The sequence below is a fragment of the Streptomyces sp. NPDC030995 genome (genome assembly GCF_055571215.1).
On the sequence record NZ_JBVIFS010000001.1, the window covers coordinates 466,040 to 482,051 of the forward strand.

Below are 16,012 nucleotides of genomic sequence, written 5' to 3' on the forward strand. Positions count from 1 at the left end.
TAATGGGTGTAAGGGGGACCGATCGGTCCGACCCGCGCTCAGGAGTGAGCGCCGGAGAAGGAACGGGACAAAACCGTGCAGCATGACCAGCAAGGCGACGGCAGCCCCATGACCAAGGGCCGCCGTCGTCCCAACCGCCTGCGCCTGATCCTGATCGGCGGCGGGCTCGCGCTCACCCTCGCCGGAGGCGGAGCGGCAGCGTACAAGTACCACCTCTTCTCGGACATAGGGGATCCGGTCTCCTTCGGGAAGGTGCAGGAGGAGACGGCGGCGGCCTCCGAGGCTCCGCCGGAGGTGAGCATGCCCACCGGGCCGGCCGCCTCCTTCGTCCGCACGCACCGGCTGCCGGACGGCACCCAGATCGGCCGGACCACCCTCACCGGCAAGAAGTCCGGCTTCACGGGTGACGTCTGGGTATGGGTGCCGAAGGAGTACGACGACCCGAAGTACGCCAAGAGCGGCTTCCCGGTCCTGATCTCCCTGCCCGGCGGCCGCGGCTACCCCACGAACTACTGGGGGACGGGCCCCGGCCTCGGCCTCCAGAAGGCCGTGAGCGACGGGGCGAAGGCCGGTACGAGCCTGCCCTTCATCCTGATCATGCCGGTGCACAACGCCGACACCAAGCACCACTTCGACGCCTCGGACATCCCCGGAGAGCCCAAGATGGGCACCTGGATGGCCGAGGACATCCCGGATTTCACGAAGGCCAATTTCCGGACCTTCACCTCCCGTGACGGGTGGGCCTTCATGGGCTCGTCGGCCGGCGGATTCGGCGCCTTCAAGCACGTCCTGAAGTACCCCGACCGGTTCAAGGCCGCCATCGCGAGCGGGGTCGACATCGTCCCCGATTCCCCGCTGTGGAAGGGGAACACGCAGGCCATGGACGAGAACAACCCCGAGAAGCTCGCCGAGAAGCTGATCCGGGCGGGCGGTCCGGACGTCTACATCAACTTCCAGATCGGCACGGCGGAGAGCGGCCGCGACAAGGCCGAGAAGTTCATGAGCGAGTACGGGAAGGGTCCCGTGCACACCTCGCTCCAGGTGATCCAGGATGGTGAGCACAACGGAAAGTCGTACGTGCGCGGCATGAGGGAGGGCTCCCTGGAGTGGATCAGCAAGGTGATGAAGGCACCGACACCCGACCCCGGCGTGCGATGAGCACGGTGGTGAAGGGGGCATCGGCGGCCGCCGCCGCGGGGATCGCCGCGGTGTGCGCCGTCGCGTTCCTCAAGGCGCCCGGCGACCGGACCGTGCACCCCTTCCCCACCGTCGGAGTGCTGATGGCGGGCGGCGAGCACTGGTGCACGGCGAGTGTCGTCGACAGCCCGAAGGGCAATGTCGTCGCCACCGCCGCGCACTGCGTGGCCCCCGCGGGCGAGGACGGGCAGCCGGGCGAGCTCGCCCACGACGGCCTGGCCATCGGCGAGCTCTCCTTCGCCCCCGCCTTCTCCGGGGAGGGCTCGGGCACCCAGCCGCTGGGGGTGTGGAAGGTCCGCTCGATCCACGTGGACGACCGCTGGACGAAGTGGGGCGAGGACACCGCCGACTTCGCCTTCCTCACCATCGCGCCGGACAAGAACGGGCGCAGCCTCCAGGAGACCGTCGGCGGCCGCGCCGAGGCGCCCAAGCCCGACTGGACCTCCGGGTACGAGCGGGACGTGACCGTCGTCGGCTACCCGGAGTCCGAGCACAACCCGCAGAACAAGCCCGTCTCCTGCACCACGCAGACCCGCCACGACGAGGACGACCCCGACATGCTCTACATGAGCTGCGCCGGGTTCTGGACGGGGACCAGCGGCAGCCCCTGGATCGCCGACCGGGGCGGCCGCGACCCCGCCGGGCGGCTGATCGGGGTGCTCAGCGGCGGGGACACGGACGTGGACTCCACGGCGGCGCTGTTCGACGAGCACGCGAAGGCGCTCTACGAGCGGGCCGCGCGGGGCTGAGCGCCCGCCCCCTTCACCTCTCCTGTTCCCTCACTTCTTCCTTCACTTCTTCTTGCGCTCCGTGCTGACGATCACGCCCACCGCCGCCACGACGATCCCGCCGCCGACCACGATCGGCCAGGTCAGGGCCTCGCCCAGGATCAGCGCGCCGAGCGCGACCGCCACGACCGGATTGACGTACGCGTACGTGGCCACCAGCGACAGCGGCGCCGCCTGGAGCAGCCACACGTACGCCGTGAAACCGACGAGCGAGCCGAACAGGATCAGGTAGCCGAGGGCCAGCCAGGAGGCGGTGGAGAAGGCCGCCGGGTCCAAGCCGTGGTGCTCGCCGCGCAGCAGGCCGATGAGCAGCGCGGCCGTCCCGCCGGCCAGCATCTGGTAAGCGCTGCCCGTGAAGGGGTTGCCCGGCAGGGTCAGCTTGGACGCCGAGAACGAGCCGAGCGACCACATCACCGACGCCGCCACCACCATCAGCACCCCCGACAGCCGCACCGCTCCGCTGAGCCCGGGGCTGGTCAGCACCGCGAGCCCGGCCAGGCCGACCAGGACCCCGCCCAGGGTGCGCAGCGGAGGCCGGTCCCCGGTGCTCGCCCGCAGCACCACCACCCACATCGGCACGCCCGCCACGAGCAGGGCCGCCAGGCCGGACGGTACCCAGGTCTCGCCGAGGGCGACCAGGCCGTTGCCGCCGGGGATCAGCAGCAGGCCGACCACGGCCGCCGAGCCGAGCTGCGCGCGGGTGGCGAGGAGCGCGGCCGGGCCGTAGCGCCAGGCGACGACGGCGGCCAGGAGCAGGCCCGCGGTGACGAAGCGGGTACCGGCGGAGAGGAAGGGCGGCATGGTCTCGACGACGATCCGGATGCCGAGGTAGGTCGAACCCCAGACGACGTAGACGAGGCCGAGGGCGGTCCAGACCGCGCCGGTGATCTTGCCGCGCGAGGCCTGTACGGGCTCTCCGTCCACCGGAGTTGAGGTGCTCATGGCTGGATCCTATGGTCGTTGGCCCATGCAGGCTTCCGGATATCTCAGCCCCTGAGCAGGGTGTTCACCTCGCCGTACGGGAGGGAGTGCGCGAGCGCCCCGTAGGTGCCGTCGGAGATCAGCTCCTCGGCGGCGCGGCGGACCACGGCGTACGCGGCTTCGGCGACCCAGGAGCCGAGGCTGACGCGGGAGACGCCGAGGGCGCCGAGGGCGGCGACGGTCGGGGCGTCGGGGCCGAGCAGGATGTTGAGGGGGGCGTCGATCCCCTTGGCGAGCTCGGCGACGGTGGCCGGGTCGAGGACGCCGGGCACGAAGATGCCGGTGGCGCCCGCGCGGAGGTAGGCGGCGGCGCGGGCCAGGGTCTCGTCGAGGCGGGTGGCGGGGTCGCCGATGCCCCGGAGGTAGGTGTCGACGCGGGCGTTGATGTAGAGCGGGACCCCGGCGGCGTCCGCGGCGGCGCGGGCGGCGGCCAGGCGCTCGGCCATCTCGGCGGGGGTGCGGGCGCCGTCCTCGATGTTGATGCCGACCGCGCCGGCGGCGAGCACCCCGGCGACGGTCTCGCCGACGGCGGCCGCGTCGGCGCCGAAGCCGCCCTCGATGTCGGCGGTGACGGGCACGGAGACGGCGCCGGCCACGCGGGCGACGAGGTCGAGGGCGCGGTCACGGGCGAGCGCGTCGCCGTCGGGGGAGCCGAGGGACCAGGCGACGCCGGCGCTGGTCGTGGCGACGGCCGGGGCGCCGGTGGCTTCGACGATGCGGGCGCTGGCGACGTCCCAGGCGTTGGCGAGGGCGAGGGGGGAGGCGGGGGTGTGCAGTTCCGCGAAGCGGGTGGCTTTGGCGGCGAGGTCAACGTTGGTGGTCATGAGGCCAGTTGATCAGACCCTGCGGGTCCGGGGCTCGCGGATTTGCGACATCCAGGTGGCTTCAGCCCCGCCGGCGTTTGAGGCGCGGGGTCTGGGGCAGCGCCCGGCACACCACCGTGACGTGCACACCTGCGGCGCCGCTGCCGGGGGCGCCGCCCCCGGACCCCGCGCCTCAAACGCCGGCGGGGCTGGATTTGCCCGGGAAGTGGTCCGCGGCCGGGTTACCGCGCCAGGCCCGACTTCGCGCCCGCGCCGCAGAGGGGGATGACCGCGGTGCGGCCCCGCAGGGGGTCGGCGGGGGCCCACGGACCCACCGCGGCCCAGCACGCCGCGGCCGTCGGTTCGACGAAGAGCCCGCGCAGGGCCAGGTCGCGCTGGGCCTCGCGGACGCGGGCGTCGGGGACCGTCAGGAAGGTGCCGCCGGACTTGCGGACCGCGGCCAGGATCTGGCGGGCCCGCGGTGGCGCCGGGATCGCGATGCCCTCGGCCACGGTCGGCCGCTGCTCCACCGCGGCGGCGTCCTCCGCGCCCGCCGCGAAGGCCTCCGCCAGCGGGGCCACCGCCTCCGACTGCACCGCGATCAGCGCCGGCGGCCGGACCCCGCGCCGGGCCAGCTCCTCCACGGCCAGCGCGGCCCCGAGCAGCAGGGTGCCGTTGCCCACCGGGACCACCAGCACGTCCGGCAGCCGCCCGCCCAGCTCCTCCCAGATCTCGTACACGTACGTCTTGGTGCCGTGGAGGAAGTACGGGTTGAACACGTGGCTCGCGTAGAAGACCCCGGGCGAGTCCGCCTCCGTGCGCGCGGCCTGCGCCGCGGCCTCGCGGCCGCCCGCGATGACCCGTACGACCGCCCCGTGCGCCCGCATCTGCTCGGTCTTCTTCTCCGAGACGCCCTCGGGCACGAAGATCTCGCACTTCAGTCCGGCCCGTGCGCAGTACGCCGCGACCGACGTCCCGGCGTTGCCGCTGCTGTCCGCCACGACCCGTTCCGGAGCCAGCCGCCGGGCCAGCTCGGCGAGCATCACCGCGCCCCGGTCCTTGAACGACAGCGTCGGCATCAGGAAGTCGAGCTTGGCCTGAACCCGCTCCGCCAGCGGGACCAGCGGAGTGTGACCCTCCGCCAGCGATACGGAGAACGCCCCCGGCAGCGGCAGTACGGACCCGTACCGCCACAGCGAATTCGGTCCGGCGGACGGTTCGAGCGGGGCGGTCGGGTCCGGCGTGAAATCGAGGTCCCACGGTCCACCGCACACCGGGCACCCCCAAGGAGCAGTACGGACATCCGCGCGTGTACCGTCCTCTGAGCAGACGTAGCCGGGGGTTGCGTGCGTCATGTGTGGGGCGCCCTTACTCGATCATGGCCGGTGTGTGGCACGGATGTTACGCGTCCGTCGTCCTCATGCGAGGTGCGCCGGGGGTGGGCCAACCCTTCGGAGGCGGAAGCCCGTTGGGTCATCCGCATGGTCGTGGCCACCCTTGCGTCACGCCGCTCCGCCACCCCCGCATCGCACCACCTACGAGGAGAACCCGTCACATGCCCGTGATGCGTCACACCCGCCGGAAGATCGCCGGCATCAGCGCGACCGCGGTCGTGGCCCTGGCGCTGGGCGCGGCCGCCGCGCTCCCCGCCTCCGCGGCGGACATCGGTGTGCGAGGCGTGATCGAGAACGCCGGAGCCCCCGGCTCCGTGCCCGGCAGCTACATCGTGACCCTCAAGGACACCGCGGCCCGTTCGACCGCCCCGAGCGGCAAGGCCGTCGCCAAGAGGTACGGCGCGAAGATCGACCGGACCTACAGCGCGGCCCTCAACGGCTACTCCGTCGCGGCCTCCGAGGCGCAGGCCAAGCGGCTCGCCGCGGACCCGGCCGTCAAGTCGGTCGTGCAGAACCGTATCTTCAGTGTCAGCTCCGCCCAGCCGAACCCGCCGTCCTGGGGACTGGACCGCGCCGACCAGCGCCCGCTCCCGCTCAACCAGAGCTACACCTACCCGGACCAGGCGGGCGAGGGCGTCACCGCCTACATCATCGACACCGGTGTCCGCATCACGCACCAGGACTTCGGTGGCCGCGCCTCCTACGGCTACGACGCCATCGACAACGACAACACCGCCCAGGACGGTCACGGCCACGGCACGCACGTCGCGGGCACCGTCGCGGGCGGCGCGTACGGCGTGGCCAAGAAGGCCAAGGTCGTCGGCGTCCGCGTGCTCGACAACAGCGGCTACGGCACGACGGCCCAGGTCGTCGCGGGCATCGACTGGGTGACCAAGAACGCCGTCAAGCCGGCCGTGGCGAACATGTCGCTCGGCGGCGGCGCGGACACCGCGCTCGACAACGCCGTCCGCAACTCCATAGCCTCCGGCATCACCTACGCCGTGGCCGCGGGCAACGACGGCACCAGCGCCTCGAAGATGTCCCCGGCGCGCGTCACCGAGGCCATCACGGTCGGCGCCACCACCAGCACGGACGCGAGGGCCGCCTACTCCAACTACGGCCCCGTCCTGGACATCTTCGCGCCGGGCTCCAACATCACCTCCGCGTGGGGTACCGGAGACACCGCCACCAACACGATCAACGGCACGTCGATGGCCACGCCGCACGTCGCGGGCGCGGCCGCCGTCTACCTCTCGCAGAACCCGGCCAGCACCCCGGCCCAGGTGGCCACGGCCCTGCTGAACTCGGCCACCCCGGACCTGGTGACCAACCCCGGCACCGGTTCCCCGAACCGTCTGCTCCACGTGGGCGTCCTGGGCCCCGTCCCGCCGGGCAAGCGCTTCGACAACACCACGGACCACGCGATCAACGACCACGCGACCGCCGAGTCCTCGATCACCGTCAGCGGTGTCGTCGGCAACGCCCCGTCGACGCTGAAGGTCCCGGTCGACATCAAGCACCCGTACATCGGTGACCTCAAGGTGGACCTGATCGCGCCCGACGGCACGGTCTACACCCTGCACAACCGTGCCAACGGGGGCGCCGACAACATCGTCAGGACCTTCACGGTGAACGCCTCGTCCGAGGTGGCGAACGGCGTCTGGAAGCTCCGGGTGAACGACGGCGCGGACGGCGACACCGGGAAGATCGACTCCTGGGCGCTCCAGTTCTGAGGCGCGAGGGTCGCGGGCACTGACTAGGGGGTGTCTTGCCGGTCAGGCCGGGCTCGCGACGCCTGCCACGCACGCTCGCCGCGTTGTCGTCACTCGCCGACGCTCCGCGTCGACTCCCTCCTCCGCCTTGCGATCGCACGCGCCAGACGCCGCTCCCTGATCCGGCCTGACCGACAAGACACCCCCCAGGGCCCGCGACGCATCAGCAGTGAACCGCGGGGGCGACCGGTCGACCGGTCGCCCCCGCCGCGCAGCCGGTGCTTGCGTGCGTCATGTGCGGAGCGCCTTTGCCCAACGTGGCCGGTATATGGCACGGATGTTACGTATGCGCAGCCCCCTTGTGGGCGGCGGCAGGCGTGGGTCAACCTTTCGGGGGCGGCGGCCTGTCCGGCGGTGATTGTCATGGACATGCCGGAGGGCTCCGCCTCACCCCCGCAACGCACCGCCTATGAGGAGGACCCCCCACATGTCCGTAATGCGTCACACCCGCCGGAAGATCGCCGGCATCAGTGCGACCGCGGTCGTGGCCCTGGCGCTGGGCGCGGCCGCCGCGTTACCCGCTTCCGCTGCCGACAGCGCCGCCCCGCTGGGCGTCATCGAGAACGCCGGGGCCGCCGGAACCGTCTCCGGCAGCTACATCGTGACCCTGAACGACTCGGCCGCCCGCTCCACCGCGGACAGCGGCAAGGCCGTCGCCAAGAAGTACGGCGCGAGGATCGACCGGACCTACAGCGCCGCCCTCAACGGCTACTCCGTCGAGGTCTCCGAGGCGCAGGCCAGAAGGCTGGCCGCGGACCCGGCGGTCAAGTCGGTCGTGCAGAACCGTGTCTTCACCGTCGACGCCACCCAGCCCAACCCGCCGTCCTGGGGCCTGGACCGCATCGACCAGCGGGCGCTCCCGCTCAACCAGAGCTACACCTACCCGGACAAGGCCGGCGAGGGCGTCACCGCCTACATCATCGACACCGGCGTCCGCATCACGCACCAGGACCTCGCCGGGCGCGCCTCCTACGGCTACGACGCCATCGACAACGACAACACCGCCCAGGACGGCCACGGCCACGGCACGCACGTCGCGGGCACCGTCGCGGGCGGCGCGTACGGCGTGGCCAAGAAGGCCAAGATCGTCGGCGTCCGCGTCCTCAACAACCAGGGCTCGGGCACGACGGCCCAGGTCGTCGCCGGCATCGACTGGGTGACGCGCAACGCCGTCAAGCCGGCCGTGGCGAACATGTCGCTCGGCGGCGGCGCGGACTCCGCGCTCGACACCGCCGTCCGCAACTCCATAGCCTCCGGCATCACCTACGGGGTCGCCGCGGGCAACGAGTCCACCGACGCCTCGACCAAGTCCCCGGCGCGCGTCGCCGAGGCCATCACGGTCGGCGCCACCACCAACACCGACGCCAAGGCGAGCTACTCCAACTACGGATCCATCCTGGACATCTTCGCGCCGGGCTCCAACATCACCTCGTCGTGGGGCACGGGCGACACCGCCACCAACACCATCTCCGGTACGTCGATGGCCACGCCGCACGTCGTGGGCGCGGCGGCGCTGTACCTGTCGCAGAACCCGGCCAGCACCCCGGCCCAGGTCCGGGACGGCCTGGTCGCCGCGGCCACCCCGAACGTGGTGACCAGCCCCGGCACCGGATCCCCGAACCGCCTGCTCAACGTCGGTACCGGCGGCACCGTCCCGCCCGGCCCGCGCTTCGAGAACACCGCGGACTACGCGATCAACGACAACTCGACCGTCGAATCGGCGATCACCGTCAGCGGAGTCTCCGGCAACGCCCCGGCGACCCTGAGCGTTCCCGTCGACATCAAGCACACCTACATCGGTGACCTCAAGGTCGACCTGATCGCCCCCGACGGCTCCGTCTACACCCTGCACAACCGGGCCGGCGGCAGCACGGACAACATCAACCAGACCTACACGGTCAACGCCGCGTCCGAGGTCGCGAACGGCGTCTGGAAGCTGCGCGTGAACGACAACGCGAACATCGACACCGGCAAGATCGACTCCTGGGCGCTCCAGTTCTGAGCCACCGGAACTGAAAGGGCGCGCTGAACCGCGCTGAACCGCGCTGAACCGCGCGAACAGGCGGGGGCGACCGACAGGGCGGTCGCCCCCGCTGCGTACTATTCGCGCATTCGTTCGCGCCCTCTGTGATGGAGCCTCTCAGCCCGTGAGCACCCCGCCGAGCCCTCCCCCCGGACCGGGCCACTCCTGGCCCCCGCCCTCCCCGCAGCCCGCGTGGGGACCGCCGCCGGGCTACGGGCAGCAGCAGCCGGGGCTCAACGGCTTCGCGCTCGCCTCGCTCCTCGTCGGGCTGCTGTGCTTCCCGCCGCTGGGCATCGTCTTCGGCGTCGTGGCCCTCGTACAGATCGCGAAGAAGCGGGAGCGGGGCAAGGCCCTCGCGATCGTGGGCCTGGCCGTGTCCGTGGCGATGACGGGCGCGCTGGTCCTCACCGCAGAGCGGGTCGCGACGGCGGTCGGGGACCGCTTCGAGACGCTGGGCGAGCTCCCCGACCTCGACGTCGAGGGCGAGCTCACGGACCTCGACGAACTGCGGGTGGGCGACTGCTTCAACGTCCCGGGCGGGGACCTGATGGACGAGCGGCCGCTGACGTACAAGGTCGACTGCGCGCAGGTGCACCACGGCGAGGTCACCGCGTCGAAGGCGCTGGCCGCGGCGGACGCCCCCGGGTCCGGGGCGGGCGAGGCCGACCGCGCGTCCGAGGACGCGTGCTGGAAGGCCCAGGACGAGTACGCGATGGACACGTGGGCGCTGCCCGAGTACGCGGAGATGTTCTACTACGCGCCCTCGCGCCAGTCCTGGCGCCAGGGGGACCGGCTCCTGCTCTGCGTGATCGGCACGACCGAGGAGGAGTGGCAGGGCAGCCTGCGTCAGGACGCCACCGCACTGAAGCCCGAGCAGACGGCCTTCCTGCGGGCCGCCAACGCCGTGGAGTTCGTCATGAGCCGGCCCCCCGAGGAGGAGGTCGAGGAGGCGCTCGGCACGTACCAGGCCTGGGCGCGGCAGGTGCACGCGGCGCTGGGCGACGAGGCGAAGGTGCTGCAGGGGGACAAGGCCCGGCCGGGCCTGGAGAAGGCCGTGCCGGCGCAGCTCAAGGAGATCGAGGAGGCCCGCGCTGCGTGGCAGCGCGCCTCGCAGGCGAAGACGGCGGCGGAGTTCGACAAGCAGTGGGGGCGGGCCATGGGCGCGCTGTCCTTGGAGACGGAGAAGGCGCTGCGCGGCGCGTACGGGCTGGCGACGGAGATTCCGCAGTGGCTGGAGGACAGCCAGGGGGACTCACAGGACCCGGAGGGCGGGCCCGGCCGCGGGCCCTCGTCCGAGTCGGTCTGACGGTCACCCGAACGCCGCACCCGAACGTCGTCCTGGTAACGCACGGTAACGGGTTTGAGTGACCTGCCTTCATCACTTCGGGTGAAACTTTGGCCCTTGCTTGCAGTATTCAACCGTCGGTTGCCAGGGTGTAGCTGTCTGTCAACCTGATGGGAGTGGCCAGTGACTTTCGGTGAGCAGCCGGCCTATCTGCGCGTGGCCGGGGATCTTCGACGGAAGATCGTCGACGGTTCTCTGCCCCCGCACGCCCGGCTCCCCTCCCAGGCCCGCATCCGCGAGGAGTACGGGGTCTCCGACACCGTGGCCCTGGAGGCGCGCAAGGTCCTCATGGCGGAGGGGCTGGTCGAGGGCCGGTCCGGGTCCGGCACGTACGTTCGGGAACAGCCGGTCCCGCGGCGGGTCGCCCGCTCCGGCTACCGCACGGGCGGCGCGTCGACTCCGTTCCGGCAGGAGCAGGCGGAGTCGGGCGCGCACGGCACGTGGGAGTCGAACAGCGAGCAGACGGGCGCGCCCGCGGAGATCGCGAAGCGGCTCGGCATCGAGCCGGGCGAGCGGGTGATGCGCACGCGGTACGTCTACCGCGACGCCGGGGAGGCGATGATGCTGTCGACCTCCTGGGAGCCGCTCGCCGTGACCGGCCGGACCCCGGTGATGCTGCCGGAGGAGGGCCCGCTGGGCGGCTCCGGGGTCGTCGACCGGATGGCCGCGATCGACGTCGTCGTGGACAACGTGGTCGAGGAGGTCGGTGCGCGGCCCGGCCTGGCGGAGGAGTTCCTCCTCCTCGGAGGGGTCCCGGGCCATGTGGTGCTGGTCATCGGCCGCACGTACTTCGCGTCCGGCCGCGCGGTGGAAACGGCCGACGTGGTCGTCCCGGCGGACCGCTACCGCCTGTCGTACCACCTGCCCGTGAGGTGAGGCGCTCCGCCCGCACCGTGCGGGCGACATCAGCCACATTTGGCCCCGCCGCCGTGTGAGGCACGGGGGTTGGGGGGCCGGCCCCGGCAGCGGCGCCCCTTCTGAGCAGGCGCGCACGGCCCACTCGTACGCATGGCCGGATGCGTACGCCCCTGAGGTACCTCTTCGTGAAAAACCGTATCCGCTGCGTAAAGGTCGGGCGTAAGCTCGGGCATATGCGCAATGCGGTTTCCCGGGCAGGTACGTCGGCGGAGGGTGAAACGCGATGAACGACAGCGGTGCCCTGCTCCCGTGGCTGGTCATACGTCAGGACGACAACGGCAACCGCTACCGGGTGGGCCGCTACCCCACCCGGGCCGAGGCCCAGAAGGTCGCCGACAGCCTCGACGACCGAGGACACAAGCAGCTCTACTGGGTCGAGCGGATCGGCCAGACCGCCACGATGAACTGAGCGTCGCAGCTCCAGGTGACGCTGACATAGGCTCCGCCCATGACTGTACGAGTGGTCGTGGGCGGAGCCCTTTGTCATGAGGGGCGCCTGCTGGCCGCCCGCCGCAGCGCACCGCCGGAGCTCGCCGGGCGCTGGGAGCTGCCGGGCGGCAAGGCCGAACCGGGTGAGTCCGTCCCTGAGGCGCTGGTGCGCGAACTGCGCGAGGAGCTCGGCGTGGAGACCGAGCCCCTGGAGCGGATCCCGGGGGAGTGGCCGCTGAAGCCCGGCCTCGTCCTGCACGTGTGGACCGCCCGGCTGCTCTCGGGAGTTCCCGCGCCGCTGGAGGACCACGACGAGCTCCGCTGGCTCGGGCCGGACGAGCTGGAGTCGGTGGACTGGCTCGACCAGGACCGGCCGGCGGTCGCCGAGGCCGGACGCCGGCTGCGCGGGGACGGGCCGGGGGAGGGCGACGGCGAGGATGACGGCAAGTCCGACGGCGGGGGGCGCGTGACGCTCGCGCTCTAGGCCGTCTGCGCCACAGTGCGCCGGTGGGTGAGGGATCGAGTGGTACGACGCCTCGAATATCGGGTATGTCGCTATTAATCCCTATCTCGTCCCTCTTTCGTCCCAGACGAACCGGACTGGGGTCGCTGCTGGCCCGGGAAGTGATCGGCGTGATCGACACAGACGGTGAATGTGCCGAGTGGGCCTTCCCCGCCGAGCCCGGTTCCGTCCGCACCGCACGTCACGCCGTGCGCGGCGCCCTCCGCGCCTGGGGCCTGGAGGCCGTCGGCGATGTGACCGTCCTGCTGGTCAGCGAGCTCGTCACCAACTCCCTGCGCTACGCGTCCGGCCCCATCGGGGTCCGCCTGGAGCGGCGGAATCCAGCCGCCGACAGCCCCGCCGGGGGCCCCGCACTCCTCGTGGAGGTTTCAGATCCGCTTCCGGATCCGCCCCGCGAGCGGCTCGCGCAGCCGGACGACGAGGGGGGCCGTGGACTGCACCTCGTCGCCGTCTCCTCACAGCGCTGGGGGACCCGCCACGGGAAGTCGGGCAAGACTGTGTGGTTCGAGTTGGCTCTTCCTGGTGAGTAACAAGGTGAACGGTGGCGGAGTGACCCTCTGACGAGGTCCGGGGGAGATCGCGGACATGGCTCGAAATCATCGAGACCGTGCTGTGATCGTGAACGCCGTGCCGTCCGGGGCCGTGGTGCTGAATACTGCGGTCATGGCCGGTCCGGTTGCGGTGAGCTGGAGGGGACGGTCGCGTGAGCGAAATACCTGCGCAGGCACATCAGGCCAACGTGCCTCGCGAGACATGGCACGACGCCCTGTGGCACAGCAGTCCGCCTGGCTCGATATATGACTACATAAAGGTCGCTTCCTTCTCGATCGGCCCCGACGGCTTCATCGACCAATGGAGTCTGCGCGCCGAGGAACTCTTCGGACTGACGGCCGCCCAGGCCGTCGGACGCGATCCGGTCGATGCCTTCATGCCGCCCGAGCTGCGCCCCGACGCGCACCGCAAGGTCGCCGAGATCCTCGACGGCAAGGAGTGGACCGGCCTGATCCCCTTCCGGATCCCCGGCGGGAACGGTGCGCACGGCGTGGCCGAGATCTATGTGATGCCCACCCATACGGAAACCGCCGAGCGGGCCGCGCTGTGCGTCGTCGTCGACGTACGCGCGCTGCGCTCCATCGAATCCGATCTGGCGGCTTCACAAGCCATATTCGGTCAATCTCCCTTCGGGTTCCTGCTCTTCGGCACGGACCTCACCGTGCAGCGGGCCAACCGCCGGTTCGCCACGGTCTTCGGCGGCGCCGCCGAGGAGCACCTGGGCCGGACCGTGCACGACTACCTGCCGCCGCACGAGGCCGACCGGATGGCCGAGGCGCTGCGCCGGGTGCTGGACACCGGGGACGCGGTCACCGACCTCCGGATCACCGGCGCCGCCCCCGGCAGCCGGGAGAACCGCCACTGGTCCATCAACCTCTACCGGGTGCACGGCGGCAGCGGCCGCCCCGTCGGTGTCGCCGGCATCGGCACCGACGTCACCCGCCGCCACCTCGCGGCCCGCGAGGCCGCCGGGGTCCGGCGCAACCTCGCCCTGCTCAACGAGGCCGGGCACCGCATCGGGAACTCCCTCGACCTGGAGACCACCGCCCGGGAGCTCCTCGACGTCACCGTCCCCGGCTTCTGCGACCTGGCCGCCGTCGACCTCTACCAGGCGCTGCTGCTCGGCGACGACGACCGGCCCGCCCGGCCGCAGGGCCCGGGGGTGCCCAGCCTCCCCGGCCAGGGCCCGGCCCGCACGCCCTCCGCCGCGCTGCGCCGGGTGGCCTTCGCCTCCGCCGTATCGGACGCCCCGCTGTCCGGTCCGGGCGCGCTGGTCTCCGTAGGCGACATCCACCGGTACCCGGCGGCGTCGCCGGGCGCGCTCGCCCTGCGCACGGCGCGGCCGCGGCTGATCGAGGGCGGCGGACCGGAGGACCTCGTGCAGTCCACGCTGGTCGTGCCGCTGGTCGCCCACGACACGGTGGTCGGCCTCGCGCAGTTCTCCCGTACGAAGGGCAGCGAACCCTTCGGCGAACGGGACCGGGCGGTCGCCGTCGAGCTGGCCGCGCGGGCCGCCGTGTGCATCGACAACGCGCGGCTGTACCGGCGCGAGCACGAGCGGGCGCTGATACTGCAGCGCAGCCTGCTGCCCCCCGGCGACCCGGAGGCGGCCGGCCTCGACATCGCCTGCCGGTACCTGCCGGGGAACGCGGCGACGGAGGTCGGCGGGGACTGGTTCGACGTCATCGAACTGCCCGGGCACCGCACGGCGCTGGTCGTCGGCGACGTCATGGGCCGGGGGCTGCGGGCCGCCGTCGCCATGGGAGAACTGCGGACCGCCGTACGGACCCTCGCGCTGCTGGACCTCGAACCGGCGGAGGTGCTGACCGCGCTGGACGAGATCGCACGGGGGCTCGGGGCCCCCGGCGGCTCCCAGCAGGCGTCCCGGGCCGCCCTGCACTCGCGGGACGCGGACCGCTCCGAGGTGTACCTCGCGACCTGCGTGTACGCGGTGTACGACCCGGTGACGCGGCGCTGCACGATCGCCAACGCGGGCCACATGCCGCCGGTCCTGGTGGAGCCCCCCGACGAGGGCGGGAAGCCGAGGCCCGCACTGCTGCTGGAGGTGCCGCCGGGAATGCCGCTGGGAGTGGGCGGGGAGCCGTTCGAGGAGGTGGAGGTCGACCTTCCGGAGGGTGCCCTGCTGGCCCTCTACACCGACGGTCTGGTCGAGTCCCGCGACCACCCGCTGGAGGAGGGCCTGCGCGGCCTGCGCGCGGCCCTCGCGGACCCGGTCCGCCCCCTGGAGGACGTCTGCGACCACGTGCTGAACACGCTGGACACCCGGCACGGCGAGGACGACATCGCCCTGCTGATGGCCCGGGTGCAGGGGCTGCCGGTGGACGCGGTGGGCGACTGGCAGCTGCCGCGGGAGGCCCGCTCGGTGGGGCGGGCGCGGGAACTGGCCCGGGCGAAACTGCCGGCGTGGGGCCTGGAGGGGCTGCTGGACACCACGGAACTGCTGGTGAGCGAGCTCGTCACGAACGCACTGCGGTACGGGGAGGGCGAGATCCGGCTGCGGCTGCTGCTGGACCGGACCCTGGTCTGCGAGGTGTGGGACGCGAACCTGGTGCAGCCGCGGCGCCGTCGCGCCCGGGACACGGACGAGGGCGGGCGGGGGCTCCAGCTGGTGGGCCTGCTGTCCGCCGGGTGGGGCACCCGCCGCACCCACCGCGGCAAGACGGTCTGGTTCGAGCTCCCGCTCCCGGGCGCGACGGCGGACGCGGTGTCCGAACTCTCTGCGGAGCAGTTGCTGAACATGTACGGCTGAGCGGGGCCGCGGGCCCCTGCCCCCGGACCCGCCGGGTCCGGGGGCCTGCGCTCACTTCGGGTCGGTGTCCTTGAAGCACCGGGAGGACACGGCGAAGTTGATCAGGTTCTCGCCTCCGTCGGAGCTGTCCATCCACCGGGCCTCGAGCTGGGTGTGGGTCGCCTCGTGGACGGCGAAGACCTCGGGCGTCTTGGCCTCCGTGTTGGGGTTCGGGCCGTTCTTCACGACCTTCCAGCCGTTCTCCGGCAGCTGCGCGGCGAGGTTCTTCATGCCCTTGTCGAGGGTGTCGTGGTCCACGCCGTACACGGACCAGGCGTGCCGGACATAACGGAGGCCGCTCTTCTTCTCCTCGCTCGTGCCGCAGGGATAGGTCGCCGGGCCCCCCTCCGTCACCTTGCCCTTGACCTGCGTCATGTCGAGGGCCCTGCTCGACAGGTCGCCGACTTCCTCTTCCACCTCCAGGTGGGTGCGCGGCTGCGGGTCGTAGGTGCGCTTGGAGGAGGATTCGTCGTTCATG

14 protein-coding genes are annotated in these 16,012 nt (G+C 72.0%); 10 read left to right on the top strand and 4 right to left on the bottom strand.

The genetic code is table 11. The annotated features are described in order from the left end of the window. The first annotated feature begins 75 nt into the window (after positions 1-75). Both ACZ45T_RS02395 and ACZ45T_RS02400 read left to right on the top strand, forming a co-directional pair. Entirely contained in the window at positions 76-1,158 is a 1,083-nt protein-coding gene (locus tag ACZ45T_RS02395) for an alpha/beta hydrolase (protein WP_468436591.1), read from the top strand. Continuing rightward, complete coding sequence (locus ACZ45T_RS02400) at positions 1,155-1,946, top strand: trypsin-like serine peptidase (protein WP_468436593.1); 792 nt, start codon at positions 1,155-1,157, stop codon at positions 1,944-1,946. Before ACZ45T_RS02395 ends, ACZ45T_RS02400 begins: the two co-directional genes overlap by 4 nt. Positions 1,947-1,988: 42 nt before the next feature. Here ACZ45T_RS02400 and ACZ45T_RS02405 read toward each other — a convergent pair whose 3' ends face one another. From ACZ45T_RS02405 to ACZ45T_RS02415, 3 genes are all read right to left on the bottom strand, one after another. Further along, positions 1,989-2,927 carry an EamA family transporter gene (locus ACZ45T_RS02405; protein ID WP_468436595.1) on the bottom strand — a complete coding sequence of 313 codons (939 nt, stop codon included), beginning with the start codon at positions 2,925-2,927 and terminating at the stop codon, positions 1,989-1,991. Positions 2,928-2,971: 44 nt separating this feature from the next. Beyond that, entirely contained in the window at positions 2,972-3,790 is an 819-nt protein-coding gene (locus ACZ45T_RS02410) for an isocitrate lyase/PEP mutase family protein (RefSeq protein ID WP_468436597.1), read from the bottom strand. A gap of 221 nt (positions 3,791-4,011) precedes the next feature. Next, a complete protein-coding gene (locus ACZ45T_RS02415; RefSeq protein ID WP_468436599.1) occupies positions 4,012-5,124 on the bottom strand; it encodes a threonine synthase in 1,113 nt (370 codons plus the stop codon). Between the two features lie 200 nt (positions 5,125-5,324). Between ACZ45T_RS02415 and ACZ45T_RS02420 the strand changes: the two genes are divergently transcribed. The 8 genes from ACZ45T_RS02420 to ACZ45T_RS02455 all read left to right on the top strand — a co-directional run bounded on the left by ACZ45T_RS02420 (position 5,325) and on the right by ACZ45T_RS02455 (position 15,495). After that, positions 5,325-6,896 (top strand): S8 family peptidase, encoded by a 1,572-nt coding sequence (locus ACZ45T_RS02420; RefSeq protein WP_468436601.1) that lies wholly within the window; start codon positions 5,325-5,327, stop codon positions 6,894-6,896. 466 nt (positions 6,897-7,362) lie between these two features. Next, the gene (locus ACZ45T_RS02425) at positions 7,363-8,937 is read left to right on the top strand and encodes a S8 family peptidase (protein ID WP_468436603.1); all 1,575 of its coding nucleotides are present in this window, start codon (positions 7,363-7,365) and stop codon (positions 8,935-8,937) included. A gap of 145 nt (positions 8,938-9,082) precedes the next feature. Continuing rightward, the gene (locus tag ACZ45T_RS02430) at positions 9,083-10,264 is read left to right on the top strand and encodes a DUF4190 domain-containing protein (protein WP_468436605.1); all 1,182 of its coding nucleotides are present in this window, start codon (positions 9,083-9,085) and stop codon (positions 10,262-10,264) included. Positions 10,265-10,426: 162 nt separating this feature from the next. Further along, positions 10,427-11,179, top strand: a complete 753-nt coding sequence (locus ACZ45T_RS02435; protein ID WP_468436607.1) for a GntR family transcriptional regulator — start codon at positions 10,427-10,429, stop codon at positions 11,177-11,179. A 265-nt stretch (positions 11,180-11,444) separates the two neighbouring features. Continuing rightward, the gene (locus tag ACZ45T_RS02440; RefSeq protein ID WP_361590483.1) at positions 11,445-11,630 is read left to right on the top strand and encodes an SPOR domain-containing protein; all 186 of its coding nucleotides are present in this window, start codon (positions 11,445-11,447) and stop codon (positions 11,628-11,630) included. Positions 11,631-11,669: 39 nt separating this feature from the next. After that, complete coding sequence (locus ACZ45T_RS02445) at positions 11,670-12,134, top strand: (deoxy)nucleoside triphosphate pyrophosphohydrolase (protein WP_468436609.1); 465 nt, start codon at positions 11,670-11,672, stop codon at positions 12,132-12,134. Between the two features lie 140 nt (positions 12,135-12,274). Beyond that, entirely contained in the window at positions 12,275-12,703 is a 429-nt protein-coding gene (locus tag ACZ45T_RS02450; RefSeq protein WP_468436611.1) for an ATP-binding protein, read from the top strand. A gap of 182 nt (positions 12,704-12,885) precedes the next feature. Beyond that, positions 12,886-15,495, top strand: coding sequence for a SpoIIE family protein phosphatase (locus ACZ45T_RS02455; RefSeq protein ID WP_468437008.1), 2,610 nt, complete (start codon positions 12,886-12,888; stop codon positions 15,493-15,495). Positions 15,496-15,546: 51 nt separating this feature from the next. Here ACZ45T_RS02455 and ACZ45T_RS02460 read toward each other — a convergent pair whose 3' ends face one another. Continuing rightward, complete coding sequence (locus tag ACZ45T_RS02460) at positions 15,547-16,011, bottom strand: hypothetical protein (RefSeq protein WP_468436613.1); 465 nt, start codon at positions 16,009-16,011, stop codon at positions 15,547-15,549. Between the last annotated feature and the right edge of the window lies 1 nt (position 16,012).